Source organism: Sulfurospirillum sp. UCH001, assembly GCF_001548035.1.
Classification (GTDB): Bacteria; Campylobacterota; Campylobacteria; order Campylobacterales; family Sulfurospirillaceae; genus Sulfurospirillum.
Genome location: NZ_AP014723.1, coordinates 1721474 through 1744623 on the forward strand (window position 1 = coordinate 1721474; position 23150 = coordinate 1744623).

Below are 23150 nucleotides of genomic sequence, written 5' to 3' on the forward strand. Positions count from 1 at the left end.
TCTAATTTAACAATAATGCTACTCTATACCCCACGAACGATAATGTCCAAGCAATCACTGTCGTAAAAATAGCAAGATAAAACAGATACTTATAGCTACCACTCTCTTTCGTAAAGACGATAGATGCTGCCATACATGGTAGATAAAACATCACAAAGATGATAAATGAAACCGAAGAAGCAAACGAAATTTGCCCTTGAAGTGCGCTTATAAGACTCTCATTGCCCTCATCGACTTCTGAGCCAAGGGCATATAAAACACCTAAAGTGGAGACTACAACCTCTTTTGCAGCAAGACCTGATTCTAGGGCAATCGTCATTTTCCAGTCAAAGCCAATCGGCGCAAAAAACGCATCGGTTGACTTACCAATAATGCCTAAAAAACTCTTCTCTAAAAGTTGTTGTGCTTTCTCATTTTCAAGAGCCATTTTTTCTTCCGCACTTTGAGCCAACTCAATCTTTTGTGCAAAACTTTCTTCGATACTTGGGTATTTAGGGTAGTTACTTGCAAACCAAACAAGCAATGAAGCCCCTAAAATAAATGTTCCCGCTTTTTTAAGATACATAATTGCTTTGGTAACAACCGTATGCCAAATCAGTTTTAATGAAGGCAATCGATACTTTGGCATTTCCATAACAAACGGCTCATCTACACCTTTAAAAACAAACTTTTTCAAAAGTTTTGCCGCAATGAGCCCTATAAATGCCCCTGCAATATAGATGATAAAAAGAACATTTCCCGCATTTTGTTGACTAAAGAATGCACCTGCAAAGAGAACATAAACAGGAAGTTTTGCACCACAGCTCATAAATCCAATGATGAAGAGCGTAATGAGTCTATCTTTATCATTTTTCAGTGTTCGAGCACTCATATAAGCAGGAACCGAACAACCAAATCCCATGACAAGCGGAATAAAACTTTTACCATGCAAGCCAAAACGATGAAAAAAGCCATCCAGTAAAAATGCAACGCGTGCCATATACCCTGTTGTCTCTAAAAGTGCAATACCAAAAAAGAGGATGACGATGTTTGGTAAAAACATTACAACAGCACCAACGCCAGAGATTGCACCATCGGCGATCATGGAGCCAAGTTCACCTTCACCAAAAATTGTTTTTGCGTAATTTCCAAGTGAAACAAAAAAAGCATCGATCCAATCCATAGGGATGGAACCAAGCGCAAAGGTTAGTTGAAAGAGTGCCCACATCAAAAAGATGAAAATTGGAATACCGAAAAATTTATGAATTAAAAGTGCATCGATTTTTTCGGTCATATTTAAAGAGACACTTTTTTTGCATGTCAATGCTTCTGTTATTGCACCCTTTGCAAAAGAAGCTCGCTCTTCTGCAAAAATTTCACTGACATCTTTAGTGTCATGATGTAAATAAAGATGCTCTAACGACTCCTTAAGTAATGGTGAAAACTCCAACCAGATGGGTTCATCATGCATCTTATGGTAAATTTTTGGATTTTCTTGCAGTAACTTTATTACCAAGTCACGGTACGCTAAATCTGTTTTATAACGCTTTTGTGTTAAGAAAGAAGAGAGTTTTTCGATCTCTTCTTCAACCACATCGCTGTAAATAAGCTTTGATTTTTCATGCGGAAAATTCGAGATATCAATCGTACGATTGAGAAGCTTCCCTATGCCTTTTTTAGTCACTGCAGAGACTTTCACACAAGGAACACCTAAGATAGAACTTAGAAGTTCATGATCGATGCAGATACCCTCTTTTTGGGCTTCATCCATCATATTAAGCGCTACAATCATTTTTTTGCCAAGCTCTAAAAGCTGTGTTGTTAAGTATAAATTGCGCTCTAAATTGGTCGCATCAACCACGTTGATAATGAGATCGTAATGTTCATTTTCCAAAAATTCTTTAGTGACGCGTTCGTCCTGAGTATAATCATTGAGAGAATACGTCCCTGGAAGATCCACAATCTTAATAGCATGTTCTTGTGCTACAAAACGCACTTCTGCTTTTTCAACCGTTACGCCTGAAAAATTACCTACTTTAAGCCGTGCATCGGCGATGGAGTTAATGAGCATACTTTTGCCAACATTAGGCTGCCCCACAAGGGCAATGATGAGCTCTTTCATGCTTTTTGCACTCCAATGCGTTTTGCTTCTTCAAAACGAAGGGCAAGAAGCGTACTTCCTACTTCAATTTCCATAGTACTTTTTGCGATACTTGTAGCTTTGATTTTAAGATGGCTTCCTTTACGAAGCCCTAATGAAAAAAGTCTCTGTTTTAATTCGCCATCAGCTTCTATACGCGTTACGATAGCTTTTTCTCCAGCATTCATTTCAGATAGTGTTATCATAATTGTCCTTAATTGATAATGCTCATCAAGATTGTAGATTAAAACGGATTAAAAGCTCATTAAGGGATTAATGCTTTCTTAATTACAATATCACAATAAACAAGGTGTTTCTATTCCATTTACACCCTAAAATAAAACTGTATAATTAAGAATGTGGTAATTCATCTTGGCACAAATTTGGCACAATATTTACTTAACACATCTCCAATTCTTCAATAGGCAACATCGCTAATTCAATCTTTTTTCACGATCATATTTGAAGCCATAATAGTTACGTTACGTTTTCCCCTAGTTCCAACTTGAACATACCATGAGCTATCTTTCATCTCACTACTTGCCGTTGTATAGTCTCTATCTCCCAATGCAAACCACATCTTTTTAAACTTCATTAATCCACTGTATCCAATGTTAAAACACATATCGAGCAACACCGCTTTTCTAGTATCGCTTTGCTTTTGATAAATGATGTTTTGAAGTAGTTTTTCTTCGCATTCTTGTAGCTCTTTAAGCGCCCATTTTGAAGCAATAAACTCGCTGACTGTTCCATCTTGATTTAACTCTAATCTTTCTTCTTCTGTTAGAGGATGTACTTCAAGGTTACGTCCATAACCTTGTGTAAGTTTACCGGCAGGACAATGATATGTATTTGGATAAAATCCTTCTGCTTCTTTGACTAATTCTAGAGCCATATTCATTTCTAAATTCATTTGCACCCTTCAAACGCTTTCTCTAGCGTTTCGTAATTTGCTTGACCATTTTCATAGTTTTCTGCTACGCACTGCATAAATCCAAGATCACTCTCAATGTTTCTACAATCTAAAATAACGAATTGCTTTGGCTTTTCAACTAAGCATTTTTGAGGAACATACACCACTTCTTTTTGAGCACATCCACTAAAAAAAACTGCGAGCAAAAGCCATAGCATTTTGACAATCAGTGAGGTTTTCATCTTTTACGTACTCCTTTATCGTTTTTATTTTAATTTCTGTTTTCCATTTGATCTTTTCTACTTCTTTATCAACGTAAACGATCTTCTCTTCTTGCTGTTTTTGACCGATAGCAATAGCATTTTCATATCGTGCTTTATCGGTAAGTAAGTATCCGTTTTCATCTTTGCATGTAGATAGATTTCTTTCTAAACTCCATACGTCCATTTTCAATGAAGCGGACCAACCTAAAGAGGCAATGAGCGCAGCAATTAGGATGTATGAAAGCGTATTAAGCTGATTGCCAAGGAATGTTTTAATGGCTGTAAGTGCTATGGCAAACATTAGCTTGCCCTCCTGCAATTTTGCAAACATTGATCTTGTTTGCCTTTGATCTCACTCAAATCTCTCTGTATGATGTCTTTATGAAACTGGATCATTTCTCTTGTTAAGGCATTGTTATTTTCGGAAGCAGTCGCAATTCTTTCTAGTGCATCGTTCAACTTTTCTCTATCTTCATTCATAAGATCATCTTGCTTCTTTCTATTAGTTAATAGATATGTCAGAACCAAGATAATCAAGAACAGAACACCAATAATGCTCAACTTTTCAAACGATGCTCCAGCTTGAACTGCTGTGTTGATTGCTTGTGCTTCCATTTAAAACCTTAATAATAAAATCAAAATAACTATGTCTTGTGCAAGTCCATTCCAAACTTCACTATGCTCTCCACCACCGTTCATATATTTAAAATTCCATAGTTTTGATGTGTAATATCCAAGCTCACACGCTAATGGAAATGCTAAACCTAAAATAATGATTGATATAAGAACTAAGTGCCACTCAATAAAAAATACTAAAGGTAACAAACATATCCACCAATAAATACCTCGAATAAATAACCACACACGACAATGATTTATCCAGTCTCTTGATGGGTCTATAATATGAGAAGCTAACCATTGAATACCGTTATTTTTTCCCTCTGTGTAAGGTGTAGGCATTTTATTTATTCTTCTCATGGTTAATGTTGCTTCACAATCTCCTATGCCAAAGCTTTCACCTATCACATATAAAATACCTACCGATAAAGCTAAATATTGGTTGTAAGATATGCTTAGTAAGATATAAGAGAGGAGTAAGCCTATAAATTTGCTCCAAACGCCATTCATGCCTCTTAATCTGTTTAGTACGGTAAACATTACAGTTGCTTTCTAAGTTCTGCTATTTGAGCATCAATGCTTTCTAGCTTACTTTTTGCAAACTGATTAGTGCTGTCAATCATAAGCTCTCTAAGAGGTCTTAATTGTTGAATTTCTAATTCTGCTATTTTAATTAAAATAGAATTTTTGTTGTTTTCTATTTCAATCTTTGCAAGTTCTTCTTCTGAAATAATTTGACCATTTTGTGTTATTATTTTAATCATACATCACCCCTATAAATACGAATTTTTGACCCTATTGCTATCGCATTAACAACGCTAGTTGTAAATGTAAGTTGTGTAATATTGGAAACAGTTGCCGTTTTTACTAATGTACTATCTTCTTTTAAAATAGACGAACCATTACTACTATTCCCAAAATTTATAGCCCTTGCATATCCATTATCACCTCGCTGTACATTACTGGTAAGAGATAACGAACTAGACGGCTGTAGTGTAATAATTTGAGGATTATTAGCCCTATTTGCTCCTATTGTTGTTCCATCAAACTGGACTAACTCTCTATAATAATTTGTAAGATTTGTATCTCCATTAATAAAACAATATAATCCTGAGCTATTTGCTGTTGCATTTGCTATTGAAATTTCTACTCTATAACTTTTATGTGTATTAATATCTAGTCCAGTAAAATCAATACTTGTTACTGCGCTTCCAGTTACAACGTATTCAGCCAAAAGAGCTTTATTTTTTAAAAATCCCTCTTCTTGCACAAAAGCTGTTGTTGCTATTTTGTTGCTATTATCCCCAGGTGTAGGAGTTGGAGCTGTTGGTGTTCCTGTTAATGCTGGTGATGATGATGGAGCTTTTTCATTAATTAATGTAAGCAAAGCCTCTGATGCAGTAGCTATTGAAGCCCAATTTAATGGAGATACTGTTGGAGAAGTATTGCCTGCAATTAAAACTCTATAAATTATTCCTTCAAACTCCCAACTCTGACCAATTACAGTTGTTTGGTTGGTCCATGTTCCCTGAAAATTAGCACTTGCTATGGCAGCAGAAGCAGCATATACAGCACTTTCTTCTTTATCATTAATTGTAGAGGCTGTACTATTAATTTCATTGATAACCGTTGTTAATTGCGATACAAAAGTAACAATCCATGCAATAAAAGCATCAAATCGTGTTCTAAAAGTTGGTATATCGTTACTGCTTGGTGCGGTAGGTGGTGTGGTTAATGTTTGATCTATCATATTTTCTCCTAAGTTAATCCAATTATGTTTACCGTGATAATAGTTTCTACTGGTCCACTCATGAGTGTAGAGTGTTTTTGTTTGTACCCATAGACGAGTAAATCATCAGAATACCCTGCCATGAATACAACACCCTTCCCTCTTGCATCGTTAAGTATCTTATTAAGAGCCATAGAATTTTTTGTTGGAGTGAATAAATCCAAATCGAGTGTTGGAGCATAATTTCCTTCTACCAGAGAAGTATCCCCAGTTGACGTGTCAGTTGCTACCGTTGAGTAATCCAACGCTCCTACACTAACTCCCCATTTTGTAATGCCTACTTCTTTGACTTTTCCGCAACAAAAAATACCGCACTTTGCATCACTATATCCGTTATCAATAGTGATTATAAGGGATATGTTTCGTGTCGCTGTGGTACGCTCATAGATAAACTGTGTTTTTCTGTTTTCAATCCAATCACCGTACCCATAATCAAAAGCATCGGAAATATCTCTAATCAAATTTTTTGTAAAAGTTTCAATGACTTGATGTGTGTTGTTGTCGATAACTTGGATAGTTACGCTTTGAGCATCTAGGTTTCCAAGATAAATAGCTTGTGACTCATACGCCAACATTTCCACAGTTATGTTCCCATTTCTAACGCTTTGTGATGTAAGGTATTTGTCAAACATTTTGTACTTGTTTGTTGTACCTAAAAATAACCATTTTCCATTTGGATTTTTTGTGGCATCATAAATAGAAGTTCTAGGATCAACACCAGTATTGGCAACTAAACATTTATACTCTCCGTAGTTATCAGGTAGATAAACTTGCGCACCAATTGCATATGCTGTTGAAGCATTCCAATCAGAATATGCTGAATTACTAATATTTGAGGAAGTTAGCGTAAATGCTTGTGGAAATAGTATTTTCATACGATAGCCTTTCCAAATTGCGCCTCTTTTAGAATAGATTGCAATGTTTTTACGCTTTGAACTAAAAGATTGATTACGGTGTCATTCTGTCCTGTTTGTGTGGTAACTAATTGCTTAAGATCAATCTGCTGTGAGGTATTGTTTACCTTTGTGAGCATCGTATCAACTGGCAATGAATACGTTGTGCTACCGTTTAGACTATCAAGTGCATCTTTGTACTTCTTTGTTGCATCAGTTGACTTCATGAGTGCATCGCCAAGACTAGCCCATGCTTCGATAGTATCTTGTGTGAAGTTATTTTTAATAGCTGCATCATACATTGATAAGAAGTTATCAACGGTTACAGAACTTGCACCTAAACTTGAAGCCAACGCCTCGAAGTCTTTTTGCAAATAGTTTGATGTAAACGCTAATTGCTCAACTGTTCCGCTACCTAAAAACCACTCTGTATAGCCTCGTTTATAGGTTGTATATCCGCTTACTGCCGTTGATATGGCTTCGGTAATCGTTTTATCAATTTCTGCTGCGTAATCTACCCAACTTTGATAGATTGTACTTAAGTTATTTGGGTTAATAGAAACTAAGAACGCTTGCACAACATTAGTGTCTAGGAAGCTTTGTAAGTTTGAAAAACGACCACCTGAAACAACAAGATCGTTATAGTTTCCTAACTGTTCTAAAAGGTAGTCATAAACTCCTATTGTGCTTTTAATGGCTTTGATTTCTTCATCGCTAAATGGAGTGTAATTTGTCCAAGAAGAACTTGAAAACCATGATTTTTTCTTGTAACTAGTCCAATACTGACCTGATGCACTATCTGCTGTTGCATTTCCTAAAATGTCAATACCTGCGCCTGTTTGTTTTGTTTTACCAAAAATACCGCCAAGAACTGATCCAATAATTGATCCTGCGATAATTCCTATTGGACCACCCCATAAACCAAGCGCACCACCAAGACCACCCAATGCCCCACCGATTGCACCAGTCGTTCCTGCATAGGTATCAGCACCAAAAATCTTATCTCCAAGCCATCCAGTTCCATAACCAACCGCACCACCAATAAGACCACCGCTTAACATTGATCCTGCTGTCATGGCTGTTGGTAGTCCACTCATACCTGCGTAAGCAAAAGGATTAGCAACGCCTGCTCCAAAGCTCATCAATCCGCTTGCAGCTCCACCCATTCCCATGCTTGCTAAAACTCCGCTTGCTGTTTGGAAACCAGTGATAATACTTCCGCTAATGCCTGCAGTAATCATGCTATATGCTGTTTTTAAAGATGAGGCGGTATTTAAAAGAGATAACGCATCGCTTCCTTGGCTTGTAACTGTTCCGCTTGCTTGATCGATTACAGTACCGCCTGCTGTTTTAATAACTCCATCACTTACAGTTGCTCCTGAACTAAGGAGTGAACTCATATCACTAGCGCTTAATGTTGATCCTACCAATGAAGCAGCTCCACCAAACCCAGTAAATGTTTTGAAGTTGTTTACAATACCGCCTGATATATCACTTGCTAGTGTATTTGTAAGCTGTTTTCTAATGTTCTTAAAAAATGAATTCAAGTCTAAACTATCACCATTAAAAGCGTTTTCAATGCTATTAGTTAAACTGTTCTCAAAAGAAGTATAAAATCCTTTTTCTAGCTTAAACGATAGTGTCTGTTCTTGAAGTTTCAAGTTTTTTAGACTGTTAATTTTGTCTAACAATCCTTGTAGTTCTTCCGATGTAGCTTTACCTTCCAATGATAGCTTCCCAAGCCATTCAAGCTGATTTTGATACCATGCTTCTATTTGAATATCAGAAGTAGCGCCATACATCTTTTCACGCTGCGCTATAAATTGGTCGTTTATTTTTTCGTTTGCATCGAATAACTTTACTTGCCACTCATTAGATTTTTTATACTTTTCTTCTTCTTGCTTAGTGAATTTTTCTACTGTTTCTTTATTGAGCGCTTGTGTTTTTGCTTGGTACTCTTTAGTGATAAGCTCTTTAGCTCCTTGAAGTTTCCCATACTTTTCTAAATCTTCATTGTATTTTTTTTCAAGTTCTATGTATGGTTTTGAAAATGCGTCTTGTTCAGATTCTGCTATTGAATATCCTATATCTAGCTTTCTTTTTCCCCATTCTTCATATAGCTTATCAGAGTCCTCTTGTTCTTTTTTTTGTAGTTTTAATTTATCATCTTGTTCTTTTTTATATAGATCATATCTTTCTTCTAATTGCTTCTTTGTCATTTCTATTGATCGTGTAAATCTATCATCTAAGTTATCAACTAAACTATAACTATCAATTGTTGGTCTTGATGGAACTATGCTATCAATTGATTTTTTAGTTGATTTGGCTTTTTCTTCTACTATACCTAATGATCCTGCTACACTTTCAACCCACTTACTCATTCCACTATAAGAGCTATCAATGATTTTAGACCATTCTCCAGCAGTTTTATCAACTATTCCTAAAGTTTCAGATAGCACCTTATATAGTGCATCTCCTGCGCCTTGATTTGCTTTAAGTATAGATGCCAATATCCCATTATCTTCTAATTTTATATTCCCTTTTTTTGCTAATGAATCAAGTTCAGTATTTGAGTTTTTAAGTGTTTTTGTAAAATTATCTATACTTGAAGAAATAGATGTTATAGATTCAGATAATGAAGAAGATGCGCCTGTAGATTTATCAATAAAACCTATTAACTCCATTAATGAGTTAGACATTGTAGTCATTGACTGTCCGACTGTTTTAAGCATTTTATCAAAGTCTTTATCTACCGCACTTGCTTGTTTTTCTAATGCTTTTATGATAATTTCTGTTGACAGTTCTCCATCTTCTGCAGCTTTTTTAAACGCTTGTGACGTCATACCACTACCTGCTACAATAGCTTGGTAAAGTGCTGGTGTTTGTTCACGAATAGATGCTAGTTCTTGCCCTACAGATTGAAAGTTACCGCTAAACGCTTGCCCTAGTTGGATAATAGCATTATTCATACTCTCGGCAGTACCACCGCTTACAATCATTGCTTTATTGATTGTCCCTGTAATACTTAATAGCTTATCTTGTGAAATATTGTAGTCTTTGGTAGCTATGGCAATACGAGAATATAAATCTGCTGTTTCTTTAAAACCTAGTCGTGTTTGTTGTGAGATATTGAATAGTTCTTTATGCGCTTTTGTCTGTTCTTCTATGGAACTTGTAACCAATCTAAGCCTAGACTCAACGGTTGTCATTTTGTCAGCAGTTTCTACATAATATTTCCCTAATTTCGCTACTTCATATGCTGCTGCTGCAAAACCTATACTTTTTAGAGTCGATTGTAGTGAAGTAAAGGACGATCCTAAATTGTCAGAAGATTTTCTAAGTGAGTTGGTGGAAGCTTCGGCTTTTTTTGCTTCCTCCGTAAACTTTCGGATTGCTACAGTACCATTGTCGTGGACTTGTATGTCTATGTTTAGAACTGCAGCCATGTAATCCCCTCATATTTTTTATGAGAGGATTTTATGATATGGAAAACTAAGCTTTGTGGTTAAGGCTAAGTTGTGAACAATAGAACGATCCAAGGCTTAGAATAAGTGGTATAAATTCTTTTTGGATATGATCTTTACTGTATCCATCAGGACAAGCCCATTTTATAAAATCTTTTAGAGCTTCATACTTCAAACCAGTTGCACCATTAAAACCATAATCAAGAGGACAACGTAAGATAATATCTACTATCGCAATACTCCAGCTATCCTCTAAAAATATAACGGTTGAGTCTGGGTTATCCTTGATAGCTTTTTTTGCGCTTTTACTTAAAGATCGCTCACCAGTTTTTCTAATATCTTGACATAGCCACTCTTTAATTCGTTCTATTTTTCCTGCTTTTTTTCTTGGATAGCCTCAAAGATTGTTTTTTGCACTTTTAAGTATCCGTAGCTCTCTGCAAGCGCAATAATTTTGTCTTTATCATCTCCAGTAAGACAGATATTCATTTTCCATTTTACAATGTCGTTTTCTTTATCTTCTGGCTTTGTTTTTTCTCTGTGGTCAATTAATTTATCTTCAATATCAAATTTCACATTGGTTAGTTTTTCAACTTGTTCCCAATCTTCTTTTCGTTTTGATATTTCTAACTGCTCGATAGTACGTTTTAACTTCTTTTCTAGGTCAAAACCTTTTTTAACTGCATCCGAGTACTCTTTATGCTTCTTTTCAAGCTCTTTTATCTCTTTGCTGTTAAGATCACGGTAAAAACCTTTAAGAGGGGTGCTATCCTCAAACTCTTTCATCTCAAACTCATGTACTGGTAATAAAACTGTCATATCTTTCCCCTTGATTGTTTTTCCCCTTGATTTCATATTTCAGGCGCTCAAGGAGGAAAGCGCCCGTTATTAAGCGATTGTTCCGTACTTAATTTGGAATTGGTTTTCACCAGTAGCATCACCTTGCAGTGAATACTTGACTGTGAACGCTTCTTTACCGTTGATGCTTGTTTCTGTTGGAGTACCATCAACCACAGCTTGACCGCACGTAATTTGTACTTTTTTACCATTAACTGCACCAGCTTTAATGATAACTGGAACTGTTGATCCTGCTGCAAACGCTGTGTAAACGTCCTCATTCTCTTTTAGGTATGTGACTTCAAGTGTAGAGTCAAAATCTACCCTTTCATAGTCTTTATACCCTACAAAGTATTGTTTCTGATTGTCATTTGATTGTGTAAGTGTGAATGATTGAGCTTTTACTGCTACACCGCTAATGGTTACTGTGTCAATAGATTTCAATACCAGGAGCAATGTTTCATCTATTGATGTAGCCGATGGGTTATCTTCCGCAACGCTTGTAATGGTTGTAAAACCATTAATAACAGCACTTTGCTTGATAGGCTCTCCAATGTTACCGCTAATAGTTAGCGTACCTACTGCGCCAGTTAATACACGTTTTCTTCCATCTCTCCAAATTGCTACGCTTGATAAATCGCTTGGTTGAGATTGTGAAGGAACATAAGAAACTGATAGCCCAGTTTCAATTGCTTCATCAAGTCCACAAATTTTATAAATATCATCCCATACAGGAGGAGTATCAAGTGCAGCACCAGTTCCATCGTTTCCAAGCAAGAAACCTTCTACTGTTACCTCTCCAGTCGTATCGTCTGTATTCATCCATGTTGTTTTATTGCCTAACTTTCCGTTAAGCTCTTTAAAGCTTCCACTTCCTGACGTAGGTGTTACCCTTACATCTTCATTTGTAACTGATACTGCATCCGTTCCTGTTGCTGTTCCGCCATATTTTACGGCAACAACTACCTTTTTGCTATCATAAAGTGCCATGAAACACCCCTTTTAATGTTTAATAAACAACATCATAAGGGGTTTAATAAGTGTGTTTGTGGTTAAGCGGTAGGAATGTTTTCCCAGTGTTCAAAATCAACATCGCAGATATTCTCGAAGTAATCCATCCCTGCAAATTTATTCCCTCTTTGGTGAGTTTTTAGTATTCCTGTTTCAATCCTAAAAGCTCCAGTAATGTCAATGATTTTTTCATTTACAACACTTGCCAAAAAGTCTGATATTTTATCTGCCATGATTACAGGATTTGCATAGATATAAAAACGATATGTTCCTGCATGATAGATTGTTTTTGTAGCTACTCTTTGAGTATCGTTAGCCCAAATTTTAAGAGTCATATAGTATTCTGTTGGCTTTATTGTTTGACCTTCAAACCAAAGATATACTTTTTTGCCTTCATAGGTAAAGTAGTTTCCTATCGTGTCTTTGCTCATTTGAGTAATAAGCCATTTTTCAAAGTCTATTTTGATTGATGCTTTCATTTTATTTTATCTAACTCCCTTTGAAGTTTTGGCTCAAATTCGTCTATAATTGGCTGAAATCCTTTAGGCAACTGTTCAGAGCCTACCCATCTAATAGTTCCGTTAACCATAGCTTGTCTGCGCCCACCATCTATCACATACGCATGAGGCGCAATGTTTGATATTCTCCAATTTAAAAGACCTAATCTCTCTGGTGGTTGCCAACTATCCCTTAATTCTCCTGTGTCGACTGGTGTTATTACCTCTAAGTCACCGTATAAAGAAACAGCTCCAGTTTTAACAACTCTATCACGCTTTTTTAATATAGCTGCGAACTCTTTGTTAATATCATCACTAAACGCCACCATCTGTCCTTATGTTGGCATAGTAAAGCACAATAGACTCATTGATAGGGTAACTATCAACAAAAGTAACCACATAAGACTTGTTGCCAAACTTCAATTTATGCTCTTTTGTGATCTCCGTTGTTGTGTAAATAGGAGCATCACCCATAGCAATTAATCCCTCTTTATAGTCCTTGGTTGCGTAGTTAGACACTAGACCAATTATATCACTTTCCGAATGTGTTATCGTAGTTCCATCGGGGTCATAATCTCCAACTGTGGACGATACTAAAATCATTTTTCTACCAAACTTTTTAATGAGTTTCGTTGCTACGTTTTTAAGGGTATTACTGAGTGCCATGTTATCCCCTTACTATTCGTGTACCACTAAACATAAAAGGGCTTAATAGTCTTGTAACCATAGGAGGCATAGATTTATTTCCTTGGCGTGTCTGCACTTCAATAACTGCTATCTTAATGCTTTGATACGCTTCCATGTCGTTTGGCTCTGTATAGTCCTCAGATAAGCACCAAATAGCTAACTCACACACCGCATCTTTGACACGTTTTGGAATGGTGCTACCATCTACATCAATACCATCATCAACAAGACCAGTACGAGGGAATTTTAATGCTTGTGTGTTTACTGATTTGTAGCCTAAAAAGTCTTTTTGATCTATGATCTGCGTTGCTTGGATAAGTGCTTTTGATCTGACTGGATCGGTTGAACTATCCCAGTCTGCTGAGTTTAGTCTATCCTCAAAATATATTTTGGCATCTTCTAAACTAATGTATGAATTTGTGCCTACTGTTAAAGCCATGTTCTAGCCTTTTTATTTGTAGTATAAAATTTATGTGATGGAGATTTGCGGTTAAGAAGAAGCCCTCAATTAAGAGGGCTATGTGTTATTTTACTTTCTTTTTGGGTGCTTCAAGTTGCACAACTTCTACGCCTGCATCTTGATATGCTTTAATGATCTTCTCGTCGTTTGCATATACTTTTTTAGCGTTAGGCTCTACTCCATCAAAATATCGAGGAGCGATGTACGCTCCGCTAACTCCTTCTACTTCATCATTTGAGTAAATAAAAGTCATTTATTCTCCTTACAGTACGTTAAGAAGAACGCCAGCACTTGATTTCTTATCAGTCGCTTTTAGTTCCCAGTTGGTTTTTGTTCCAAGTGTTGCTAAAGTTGGGTTAATACCGCTTGCTGTTTTCCAAGAGTAACCTTTTACGTTCAACGCAAATGATCCCTCAGCTTGGATACGGTACTTGATGTTCTCTTTACCAGTTACAATATCAGACAAGAACTCTCTCGCTTCACTCTCAATAATGCTTACTGCGCCTGCTGTTAAGCCAAGAACGGCAACGCCTGCTGTCATACCTAGACCTGCGCTATCTGTAACAAATACAGGACGACCAAGTGATCCAGTTGTGCCAGTATAAATTGCACCATAAGCAACATCGGCTGATCCGTTAGCAATTGCTTGACCTACTAGATCGTTATATGTTGCACCATTCATAACGAAAGCAACAATAGAGCCTGAAGCATCACCAAAAGGTTTTAATGCGCTATTTAACAACGAAGGAGTGATTGAGGCAACACCAGTACCAGTTACTAAAGTTGATTGTGACTCAATAGAGGCACGAACTGCCGTGATACCTGCATTAAGAGCGTAGTTAACAATACCTTTACCAATCTGTTCACCGATAGCAGCTGAAAAAGCCTCCGCATCAGAACCATAACGTTTAGCATCTACTGTTTTAAACTCGATTGCACCAGTTCCCCAGTAAATTTTGATTGTATTTTCATCTCTGCTAGAGACACCTTTAACAGTAGCATCTGTATCCGCTGCAATATCACGTCTCACGATCAATGATGAAATTTCAGATAGCATACTTTCAGAAAGCATATCACCGCTAATCATTTGAGTACCTAAAGTAATAGCTCCTGCTGTACCTGCTGTAAATGCCTCTACATTCTGCATAATGGTTTCAGTTGCTGTTGTATGAACAATTACGTTGTCAATTTTTAATGCCATTTTTTATCCTTTATTTTGGTAATTTTAAATAAGCTTCTTCACCATGCTCTTTGATATATTTACCTTTTTCAGCATGACTCATTTCGCTTCTTTTCTTTGATCCGTTTCCACCATTCCCACCAGTAGGTGTACCGCCGCCGCCGTTACTAGTTGCTTTAAATAAGAACGAGTTGTTAACATCAGCTTTAAACTGCGCCATTTTTTCAGAAATAGACAAAGGTTGACCGCTACCGTTTCTAATAGTAGTACCGTTAGCATCACGATACACTATATTGCCATTGTCAATAGTTGCACCATCTTTTAATGACTCGATTACAAGCTGTAACGCTCTATCGTTTACAACGTCATTACCTGCACCTAGTTTTGCGATCTCAACCTCAATCAATTTGTCTCTAAAGCGTGACTCTGATTGTGTTAATTTATCGCTATACTCTGCTTCTTTGTCTGCTAAAAGCTTTTGAAGATTTGCAATTTCAGCCTTTGAGTAATCATCAGCTTTCAATTTAAACACTTCTTTTATTTGCTCGATAGTTAAGTCATCCGCCTCAACACCAAGACCATTAGAAATGCTTTTAATCCTCTCTTTTGCCTTGTCTCTTGTTTGCACAGCCTCGTTAAATTTTCCCTCATATGCTTTTAAGTCATCGACAGTCTTTTGGAACTGTGGCTTAAACTCATTGAGAACGTTTTTAACGTCGTCAATCTTTCCCTCGTCTAAGAGTGATACTACTTTTTCGAAATCCATCGAATATCTCCTTTTTTATCGTATCCACGATTTAGGAGAAGATTACAAAAGTGTATTAAGTGGTTTGCGGTTATGTGGAGGTTAAAACTTTTCGTTTAGTTCTTTGATCGTAAATCTTCTACCATCTTTAACATCGACAAAGCTTTTTATGCTGAGGCGTTCTTCTTTGTATAGCTTATAGCGTGCATCGCCAAGATATTCATTTTGGAATTGTGCGGACTGAGTAGAAAACCAATCTTGGAACTTCACATTACTTTTTACTTGCCCTGTTTCGTCTCCGTTTTCAGGTCGTTCTGTTACGGTGTCAAATGTTGTTAATGGCTTTAGTATGCTTCTACAATGGAAATGTCTTTTTGGTCTATTTGGTATCGTAGAATAAGAGTATTTAGGCTTCATGTATTTTACTCCATCAAGCGCTGCACATTGTAGCGATGTTCTACTATCAAGAACTGCGACACTTTTCCATCCAATAATGACATCAGCGAACACATTGTCATACGTGTAAATGTTAGCCCTATCTCTCGCCTCTCCTACTGCCGTTTGTACTAAAGTACGCATATTTAACGTAGCTTCTGCGCCAGCTTCTTTCAAGCTCTTGGCAATATTGGTATAACCATCGTTGGCAGCTAAACCACCGCTTATTATCTGTTTATACTTCTCAACTTGTGCGTGTCCTGCGTTGTTGAACAGCTCGTTAAGCGTGTATCCTTTGCCATTAAGCACCATAACATCATCGAAACTCAATATTTTCTTAATGGTATCTTTTGGAATAGCAGCGAACGTATAACCTAACTTGGCGGTATCATTGATGTAATTGAATTGTGTTTTATAGTCGAACTGTGCAAAGCCTTCCATATCGTCTTTAATGTATGGCTTAATATCTTCATAAATTCCGCCTATTTCTTTCTCTATGAGTGATTTAAGAGCATTTAATCTCCTTGCTTCATCTACGCTATCAATCTTGGCTAACTTTCCTAAAATGATCGTTAGAGCGTTGTCTAACGAGGAGATATAAGCTTTCTCTGCTGAGGATTGGAAACGCTCCTCTAGCATTTGAAGCTTTACGGCAATGTCGGTCATTTATCTTTCCATTTTTCAATACATTTCATATAAATAAGCTCTGTAAGATATGGCAAACATTCATCTTTATAGTTTAAATCTTGGTTTACTGCTTCCATAATTCTAAGGGCACAATGAACACTCTCATGAACTAAAATAGATTTGTCATTTTCAAATACACCAATAAAACACCTATTGTCTCTTTCATCTTTCCACATTAACCCTTGGTAATTTTCTAAGTCTATTTCCCATCCGAAAGATAATAGTAGTTCTTTATAGCTCTCTTTGTCCTGGCAAAAATGAACATTTTTACCAAACATATCAATGTAAAAATGAGTATCTTTCCTTAGTTTGATAATTTCTTTTTTAGTCATACAATACCTGCCATGCTTTGATTTCTAGCTTCTATTTCAGCCTTTGCATTTTCTCTATCAAACTCTTGGATAAACTCTCTGCGCTCTAACTCGGTCCATAACTGATCTAATGTAATCTGATTGTCTTTTTGCATTTGTAGATACACTTTTGCTTGTTCTGCACTCAATGCTCCAACAAAGTCACGGTTACTTGTGATCTCCCCTTTTGCTTCTTGGTTCATCATCTGACACCAAATTCTATAAGCTTGATTAATAGCCCATTGAATTGATGTCGCAATAGAAGATAAGTCTGACGTTTCAGAAGATGATACTATTGCTGCTTCTGTTGCTGTACGATCTTTGTTATCAGAAGTTAAGAAAGATAAACCGATTGAAGTCATACGAGTTTCAATGTTCTTAATCTCCTCTTGGAGCTTGTCGATAGAAGTTCCTGCAAACTCTACCCACTCAAAACCGCTATTTTCTTTATCCGTAAATGTGATAGCCGTATCAACACCTATAACTACTTGTCCACCTTCTTCTTTGTTTGGCATACCGTAAATTACTGGAATTGGGTTTGCAGCAACAAAAAGAGATTTATCGAGCTGTGATAAAAAGTTATAGTGCTTTAAATTTAGTTTTGCAAGTGGTAAGAACTTTGGTGTTCCTTGTAAAAATCCTGTCTTATTGCTGTAAACTGGAATGATAGGGATATAATCTAAGTTATTATTCCATTCATAACAAACTTCATTTTCTCGGTATATTTTACCGCCACCAATGAATAAAACTCGTTGTTGATTTACTGTTTTTTCTCCAAACTCTCCATCTTCTTCAACAATGTTTTCATCGATAGTTATTTGTGTAAGTTTTTCTCCGCTCATTCTTCGATTGAGTATTTGTGAATATTTTACGTGTGAAAAGTAAGGAGTTAGTTTTGAGTCTAATTGTTGTTGAAAGCTTACAATAGCTTCTCCGTTTTCGATCTTTGGAAAGTCAACGATAATAAAGCTAATACCATCCCAAAGAGAGTTAACCGTTGCTTCTTTTGCAAATTCACTTAATGATGTGCTGTTTCTATCAACGTCCTCAGAAGCGATTTTAACAAATAGACTGTTTAGATCATCTGACCAGTTCAAAGGCTTACGAAATAGCATACCTTTAGCTGTATTGATCGTCTTTTCAACGACATTGTAAAGGACTGAATTGAGTTGACGTGATTTATAGCTATCTTCTGTCTCTCTTTCCCACTTTATTAAATGATCTTTGACATCATTATTTCTAAAAGAGTTCATTATTGCTAAATTTTTAGCGTTATTACTATGCAAAGAGTCCGTGAATTTTGGTGAATTTGACATAATTCCCCCTGTTTGATATTAAGTGGAGTATAGTCAAACGATGTATCTATTTTGTGGTTATCTCATAATAAATGATGTTGGTGTGAAAGTATTTTTAGTAAGAGGGAAGCGCCTTACGATGAAATAACCCATACTATCGTTATAATCGTCAATCGTCCCTGCTCCTGAAAACTTCTCAGGCTCTCCATTCTTGTCGAATACTTGCTGTTCTAAAGCTTCTGTACCTTTAGGGCATTTATTGGTGTTGATAAGATAACGTCCGTGAGACAAAAGACCATTGACTGAATTAACTCTATCAATAATACGTCCATTTGCTTGTGGTGCTTCAATTATAAACCCTGCATCACGTAGTATTTGAATATCTGACTTGGTAGCATTTGAATGTCCACTATTTCCGCTTGCATCTGGGAACATTACTACTTTATTCGTTGGATATATTTTGCGGATATTCGTTGGTATTGTGAACGTGTCTTTACTCTCTATTTCGTCCACTCTTATGACTACATTGCCTCTTATAACGTGAATTGTAGATACACACCCACCAACGTTAAAGTCTTGACCTATAAGTAACGTATCGTTCTCTTTGGCTTCTTCATTGCTGTGATGTTTGTGTCTATCAAAATAGCTATAAACTGTGCCACTTGTTAGATTTACAAATCTTCCTTCCATATACGCTTCAAGAAGATTAGGAGGATAGCTGTTTTGTAAATCTTGGATAAAGTCTTGTGGCAAAAACGGATTATCTAAAGTTTTTGCACGAATAATCCTACCCATTTGCATTTTTTCAAATAACTCATAAGCTCCTGCAAAACCTTCGGGGGTTGTCGTGTTAAACATTTGGCGTACATTACCTTTACGCAAACGACCTTGGAGCTTTTTATATGCCATTAACACTATTTCTTTTTTGACTGTATCCATTTCATCTGTTCCAATGAACGCAGCATTAACACCGATTAGTCTTTGCCAGTTTTCCAAAGAGCGCATGAGTATTTTTGTTTCGCCATTTTCAAAACGTATTCTAAGATTCGGTTGTGGAGATTTAACAAGCGTATGTTCTATGTCGTTATCTTCTAAAAACGATGTCATATCAGGGATAAGAATGTCGTGCAATAGTGGAGCGGTAGGCTCTAGTAATATGCCTGTATGCCCTACGTTCTTTGAGGCTAAATCGTAGGCTTTACATACAAAAGAAAAAGTTTTTCCTGCTCCATACCCTGCTAAAAGTAGTAAGTGGCGAGTAGTATCATCTAAAAGGAATTCTTCTTGATGGGGCAATAATTCAATCACGCCCATTCTCTTTTAAAATCTGTTTTTTCTTTTCTTCACTCATTGAAACAAAGCCAACGTATTTTGTTTTTGTATTATTGTCTGATGGATCATCATTTTCTTTTGCGAATATTCCAAAATGTCGCGCGAGCATTTCCAAAGCTCTAAGCTTGTCGTTTGCTCTGTATTCTTTAATCTCTGCCCAATCTTCTTTATCTGGCCCACTCTTTTCAATACGTGTCTTAATGGAAGCTATCGCACACGCTACTTCATCTTCTAAATCATGTGGGCTTCTTAGGTTTCCGTTATCATCAAATATCTTTCTAATATCAAAAAATGCTATCTTTGCAAGTTCAATAATGACTTTATCGGCTGTAATATCTGTTCTTTTTTGTCTTTTTTGCTGTAATTCTTGAATTCTTTCTGAAACCTTAACATTGCTTAACAATCTGCTTGCTTGCTCCACAGCTGTTTTTGCACTAAACCCAGCTCTTATTGCTGCTTGTTTTCCATTTAAGTCAATAAGATACTCGTTGCAAAATCTCTCTTGCTTTGCAGTTAAAGCCATCACTCCATCCAATCAAACAAGTTTTTACCAATAATGCTCTTGTTTTTCTTTTTCTCTTTCTTCTTCTTTGGTCTTAGTATGTTAGCTATTCTTTGGAATAGGTTTGAGGCTTTGCGAGCTTGTGCTGCTTGCTTTATAGCCTCTCTTTCGTCCATGGTCGCATCTTTAATCTTTCTGAACAGATCGTTAACGTGTCTTAGGTCATCTGTGAGATCGATTGATGAAGCAATAAGTGAAGCTAGTGCATCGTCTGATAGCTTAGATATGGTGTTTAGTTCTCTTTCATACTTGTCAAGACCTCGAGTTATAGTAAAATCTTCTCTTACTCTATCACGGTCTGCCCTACCTTGGTATCTTCTTCTTAGTAGAGTTACACAACCAATGAGATAAACTTCTGCAGTTTCAATATCATCGTCTATTTTTGCTATGCACTTATTGTATAAACCATCTATTTTTTCACTCATACATTCCACCTTGCTTTCATGGCTTTAAAGTTTGCTTTTTTGTTCTTTGGGCTTTCTAGCGTTACGATTGCATTTCCTTTTCGTGATGGTTTTAACATCATTCCTTCTGCGTATCCATCTCTGTACCCAAGCATTGATCCAGTATTGACTAAAAGTTGATTGTGTTTTTTCATTTTGTAGTGTTTTTTATCAATGAAGTAGCAACTATCCCATGCTAACATACTTTGATGAGTGTGCCCCATTAATACAAGATCAGCATTTGGAATAATATCGCTGAGTCGTTGCATCTTGTTCATTGCTCCGCCTTTTGTAGCTCCTCCGCCTGCTCCATGATGTATCATAATCCAATATGTGAAGCTATCAAACTTTAAATCGATGATACACATACCTTTGTGGTAAATATCTTCAATACCTAGTCTATAAGCTAAAAACTCATTGATGTCTATTCCTGCTTCTTTTGCTGTTCTTACCTCATGATTACCAGTTGTCATTGCCAACCATCTTGACGTTGGTATTTTTGAAAGTATTTCAACAGCCATTTCGAGTTCTTTTTGAGGTGCAACAGCGTTATACACGTCTGTTTTACTGAGTTTTAGAGCATTGTTTAGATAATCACCTATTCCGATAACATAAACATTCTCTTTTGAGTTAATGTAATCGATGTAACTTTTTAAAAGTTTAACATCACACGCATTGTCACCTATGTGTAAATCTCCTAGCGCCACTATCTCAATTTCATCAAAATTACAATGGTTAAGATTTTGTTTGATGTACTTCAATTATTTCCTTTTTGCTCAAAATGTAGTAAAAACATTGCATTACAAGCCAAGTGTTTTAAATGGCTTAATCCACTCTCTTTATCTGTTTTTTCTCCTTTAAGGTATGCGTTCCAATGTCTGTATAGTGCATCTTCATATCTTCTTTTAGCATCTGGTACTGATTGCCATGAGTTAGGCTCGTATTTTTCTGCACCAAATGTCAAAACCTCTGCTACTCCATCCACAAATTGAGGAGAAACTAAAGTCATTAATAATTTTCCGTTGTCGTATTTCATTCCAGTACCATTTGCGCTATTTAATGGCTCATTTTTCGAAGAATTATTGTTAGACATACATTTCCTTTGACTCAATGTCTTTTGCTTTAATTTTGTGCGTTTTTATGATTTCTTTCAATTCTTCTATTGTCCACTTCTTTGTGACACCTCTTTGACTCTCTAACCACTCTACTTTTTCGGCGCCTATTTTTTTAATTAAATTGATACGGTACATTGCCAAGTTACCTGATAAGTGGTTGTTGCAGATAGAGCATTGAGCGTGTATGTTATCCTTGTTGTATCGTAGGAATGAGTTATTACCCTTTGGTAGATAGTGACCTGCATGAAATTGTCTTGAATTACCTTTGTATCCGCATGAGATACATACCTTGCCATCTCGCTCTCTGATGTATTTGTTTACTACGGTTTCGGCTAATCTCTTAAGTGTAGCTAGGTCGCTATCTTTGAATTGTTTGATGGCTTTGCGCTTGTCTTTTCCTTGCTGCGTTTTTGCTTTCTCTTTGGCGTGTTCTAAGGCGCATAAATAACCGCACGTTGTTTGCATTGGTCGTGTTGGAATAAAGCTGTTTTTACAATGCTTGCAGGTTTTTAGTCTTGGTGGTTTAGTCATTCAGATTCCTTTTTATTAAAATATCTTCTAACTACATAAGACCTCAAAATACTAATCACGGTAAACCATAAGCCAATCATCAAATTATCAATCAATGCCACATAAATATCAAACATTGGAAAAATAATTATTTGACTTAAAAAAGCCACAACGTAACCAATAATTACGTTGCTAAGGCTTTCCATAAGTGAATGTGTTTTAGTTTGCATTAAAATAAACTTCCTTGTACTTGTTCTAATCGTTTGTTTGCTATGGCTACATAGTCAGGTTCTAATTCTGTGCAAACCCATTGAAGTTTTAGATGCGTAAGACATTCACAAGCCAAAGCGGTTGTTCCACTTCCTAAAAATGGGTCATATATTTTAAATCCCTCTTTTGCGTAATATCTAAGTATTAGTTTAAAAAGTTCGACTGGTTTTTGTGTAGGATGATAACGAGTTTCTTTGTTTGCCATATCTTGCTGAATAAAGCCGTCCCATTGAAAACTGTAAACCTTTGAATTTTTATCAAAGCTTGTCCAAGCATGTTCGCAATTTGCAAAAGTCCTTTCTGGTAAATTTTCGTGTTTGTACCAAGTAAGCATACATCGTGTGTTTTTTAAATATTCGATAAAATAGTTACCTCCAAAAATAATTTGGTCTTTGCTAATTCTAAATAACTGCTCGAAAATATCCTTGCTAGGTATTTTAGAATCCCAATCTTTTGCCCCAAAGTCTTTAGCCTTACCCCTAAAACTGCCACCTCCTACACTCCCTTTGGATGCGGCATTTATCCCATAAGGTGGGTCAGTAAGCACCAAGTCAAAATATTTATCAGGTACTTGTTTCATAAACTCCAAACAATCGCAGTTGTAAATTTTGTTTAATTCAAATGGCATACTCATCTTCTAACACCTTCCACAAAATATCCACTTTTCAATGTATC

General features: G+C 36.4%; 31 protein-coding genes. All 31 read right to left on the reverse strand.

Annotated features, from left to right (window positions below; all coding sequences use genetic code 11):
• Position 1: 1 nt before the first annotated feature.
• Positions 2-2101, reverse strand: coding sequence for a ferrous iron transport protein B (feoB, locus tag UCH001_RS08565; protein ID WP_067176948.1), 2100 nt, complete (start codon positions 2099-2101; stop codon positions 2-4).
• A complete protein-coding gene (locus UCH001_RS08570) occupies positions 2098-2325 on the reverse strand; it encodes a FeoA family protein (protein WP_067176950.1) in 228 nt (75 codons plus the stop codon). The genes feoB and UCH001_RS08570 overlap by 4 nt, the downstream gene beginning before the upstream one ends.
• Positions 2326-2558: 233 nt before the next feature.
• Entirely contained in the window at positions 2559-3032 is a 474-nt protein-coding gene (locus tag UCH001_RS08575) for a glycoside hydrolase family protein (RefSeq protein WP_067176952.1), read from the reverse strand.
• Positions 3029-3274 (reverse strand): hypothetical protein, encoded by a 246-nt coding sequence (locus tag UCH001_RS08580; protein WP_145973122.1) that lies wholly within the window; start codon positions 3272-3274, stop codon positions 3029-3031. Before UCH001_RS08580 ends, UCH001_RS08575 begins: the two co-directional genes overlap by 4 nt.
• Positions 3219-3596, reverse strand: coding sequence for a hypothetical protein (locus tag UCH001_RS08585; protein WP_067176957.1), 378 nt, complete (start codon positions 3594-3596; stop codon positions 3219-3221). The genes UCH001_RS08580 and UCH001_RS08585 overlap by 56 nt, the downstream gene beginning before the upstream one ends.
• The gene (locus UCH001_RS08590) at positions 3596-3910 is read right to left on the reverse strand and encodes a hypothetical protein (protein ID WP_067176960.1); all 315 of its coding nucleotides are present in this window, start codon (positions 3908-3910) and stop codon (positions 3596-3598) included. Before UCH001_RS08590 ends, UCH001_RS08585 begins: the two co-directional genes overlap by 1 nt.
• Positions 3911-4453, reverse strand: a complete 543-nt coding sequence (locus UCH001_RS08595; protein WP_067176962.1) for a hypothetical protein — start codon at positions 4451-4453, stop codon at positions 3911-3913. It lies immediately after the preceding gene.
• Positions 4453-4677, reverse strand: coding sequence for a hypothetical protein (locus UCH001_RS08600; RefSeq protein WP_067176965.1), 225 nt, complete (start codon positions 4675-4677; stop codon positions 4453-4455). The genes UCH001_RS08595 and UCH001_RS08600 overlap by 1 nt, the downstream gene beginning before the upstream one ends.
• Positions 4674-5663 (reverse strand): hypothetical protein, encoded by a 990-nt coding sequence (locus UCH001_RS13295; protein WP_067176968.1) that lies wholly within the window; start codon positions 5661-5663, stop codon positions 4674-4676. The genes UCH001_RS08600 and UCH001_RS13295 overlap by 4 nt, the downstream gene beginning before the upstream one ends.
• Before the next feature lie 8 nt (positions 5664-5671).
• Entirely contained in the window at positions 5672-6577 is a 906-nt protein-coding gene (locus tag UCH001_RS08610) for a hypothetical protein (protein WP_067176969.1), read from the reverse strand.
• Positions 6574-10041, reverse strand: coding sequence for a tape measure protein (locus UCH001_RS08615; protein ID WP_067176972.1), 3468 nt, complete (start codon positions 10039-10041; stop codon positions 6574-6576). Before UCH001_RS08615 ends, UCH001_RS08610 begins: the two co-directional genes overlap by 4 nt.
• A 384-nt stretch (positions 10042-10425) precedes the next feature.
• Positions 10426-10878, reverse strand: a complete 453-nt coding sequence (locus UCH001_RS08620; RefSeq protein ID WP_067176975.1) for a hypothetical protein — start codon at positions 10876-10878, stop codon at positions 10426-10428.
• Between the two features lie 69 nt (positions 10879-10947).
• A complete protein-coding gene (locus UCH001_RS08625; RefSeq protein ID WP_067176978.1) occupies positions 10948-11886 on the reverse strand; it encodes a hypothetical protein in 939 nt (312 codons plus the stop codon).
• 62 nt (positions 11887-11948) lie between these two features.
• Complete coding sequence (locus UCH001_RS08630; protein ID WP_067176981.1) at positions 11949-12386, reverse strand: hypothetical protein; 438 nt, start codon at positions 12384-12386, stop codon at positions 11949-11951.
• Positions 12383-12730 carry an HK97 gp10 family phage protein gene (locus UCH001_RS08635; RefSeq protein ID WP_067176983.1) on the reverse strand — a complete coding sequence of 116 codons (348 nt, stop codon included), beginning with the start codon at positions 12728-12730 and terminating at the stop codon, positions 12383-12385. Before UCH001_RS08635 ends, UCH001_RS08630 begins: the two co-directional genes overlap by 4 nt.
• Positions 12720-13070, reverse strand: coding sequence for a hypothetical protein (locus UCH001_RS08640; RefSeq protein ID WP_067176985.1), 351 nt, complete (start codon positions 13068-13070; stop codon positions 12720-12722). The genes UCH001_RS08635 and UCH001_RS08640 overlap by 11 nt, the downstream gene beginning before the upstream one ends.
• A 1-nt stretch (position 13071) precedes the next feature.
• Entirely contained in the window at positions 13072-13530 is a 459-nt protein-coding gene (locus UCH001_RS08645) for a DnaT-like ssDNA-binding protein (RefSeq protein ID WP_067176987.1), read from the reverse strand.
• Between the two features lie 85 nt (positions 13531-13615).
• Complete coding sequence (locus UCH001_RS08650) at positions 13616-13804, reverse strand: hypothetical protein (protein WP_067176989.1); 189 nt, start codon at positions 13802-13804, stop codon at positions 13616-13618.
• 9 nt (positions 13805-13813) lie between these two features.
• A complete protein-coding gene (locus tag UCH001_RS08655; protein WP_067176991.1) occupies positions 13814-14752 on the reverse strand; it encodes a major capsid protein in 939 nt (312 codons plus the stop codon).
• A 10-nt stretch (positions 14753-14762) separates the two neighbouring features.
• Positions 14763-15497 carry a hypothetical protein gene (locus tag UCH001_RS08660; protein WP_067176992.1) on the reverse strand — a complete coding sequence of 245 codons (735 nt, stop codon included), beginning with the start codon at positions 15495-15497 and terminating at the stop codon, positions 14763-14765.
• Positions 15498-15578: 81 nt separating this feature from the next.
• Positions 15579-16577: a hypothetical protein gene (locus tag UCH001_RS08665; RefSeq protein ID WP_067176994.1), complete on the reverse strand. Its 999-nt coding sequence runs from the start codon at positions 16575-16577 to the stop codon at positions 15579-15581.
• On the reverse strand, positions 16574-16930 hold the full coding sequence (locus UCH001_RS08670; RefSeq protein ID WP_067176996.1) for a hypothetical protein: 357 nt from the start codon (positions 16928-16930) through the stop codon (positions 16574-16576). Before UCH001_RS08670 ends, UCH001_RS08665 begins: the two co-directional genes overlap by 4 nt.
• A complete protein-coding gene (locus UCH001_RS08675; RefSeq protein WP_067176997.1) occupies positions 16927-18264 on the reverse strand; it encodes a DUF4055 domain-containing protein in 1338 nt (445 codons plus the stop codon). The genes UCH001_RS08670 and UCH001_RS08675 overlap by 4 nt, the downstream gene beginning before the upstream one ends.
• Before the next feature lie 57 nt (positions 18265-18321).
• Entirely contained in the window at positions 18322-19551 is a 1230-nt protein-coding gene (locus UCH001_RS08680; RefSeq protein WP_067177000.1) for a terminase large subunit domain-containing protein, read from the reverse strand.
• A complete protein-coding gene (locus UCH001_RS08685) occupies positions 19544-20098 on the reverse strand; it encodes a terminase small subunit (RefSeq protein ID WP_067177002.1) in 555 nt (184 codons plus the stop codon). The genes UCH001_RS08680 and UCH001_RS08685 overlap by 8 nt, the downstream gene beginning before the upstream one ends.
• Complete coding sequence (locus UCH001_RS08690; RefSeq protein WP_067177004.1) at positions 20098-20562, reverse strand: hypothetical protein; 465 nt, start codon at positions 20560-20562, stop codon at positions 20098-20100. The genes UCH001_RS08685 and UCH001_RS08690 overlap by 1 nt, the downstream gene beginning before the upstream one ends.
• A complete protein-coding gene (locus UCH001_RS08695; protein WP_067177005.1) occupies positions 20559-21341 on the reverse strand; it encodes a metallophosphoesterase in 783 nt (260 codons plus the stop codon). The genes UCH001_RS08690 and UCH001_RS08695 overlap by 4 nt, the downstream gene beginning before the upstream one ends.
• Positions 21338-21673 (reverse strand): dATP/dGTP diphosphohydrolase domain-containing protein, encoded by a 336-nt coding sequence (locus UCH001_RS08700; protein WP_067177007.1) that lies wholly within the window; start codon positions 21671-21673, stop codon positions 21338-21340. Before UCH001_RS08700 ends, UCH001_RS08695 begins: the two co-directional genes overlap by 4 nt.
• Positions 21666-22226 (reverse strand): recombination protein NinG, encoded by a 561-nt coding sequence (locus UCH001_RS08705; RefSeq protein WP_067177009.1) that lies wholly within the window; start codon positions 22224-22226, stop codon positions 21666-21668. The genes UCH001_RS08700 and UCH001_RS08705 overlap by 8 nt, the downstream gene beginning before the upstream one ends.
• A complete protein-coding gene (locus UCH001_RS08710; protein WP_067177011.1) occupies positions 22223-22435 on the reverse strand; it encodes a hypothetical protein in 213 nt (70 codons plus the stop codon). The genes UCH001_RS08705 and UCH001_RS08710 overlap by 4 nt, the downstream gene beginning before the upstream one ends.
• Positions 22435-23109, reverse strand: a complete 675-nt coding sequence (locus UCH001_RS08715; protein ID WP_067177013.1) for a DNA methyltransferase — start codon at positions 23107-23109, stop codon at positions 22435-22437. The genes UCH001_RS08710 and UCH001_RS08715 overlap by 1 nt, the downstream gene beginning before the upstream one ends.
• Between the last annotated feature and the right edge of the window lie 41 nt (positions 23110-23150).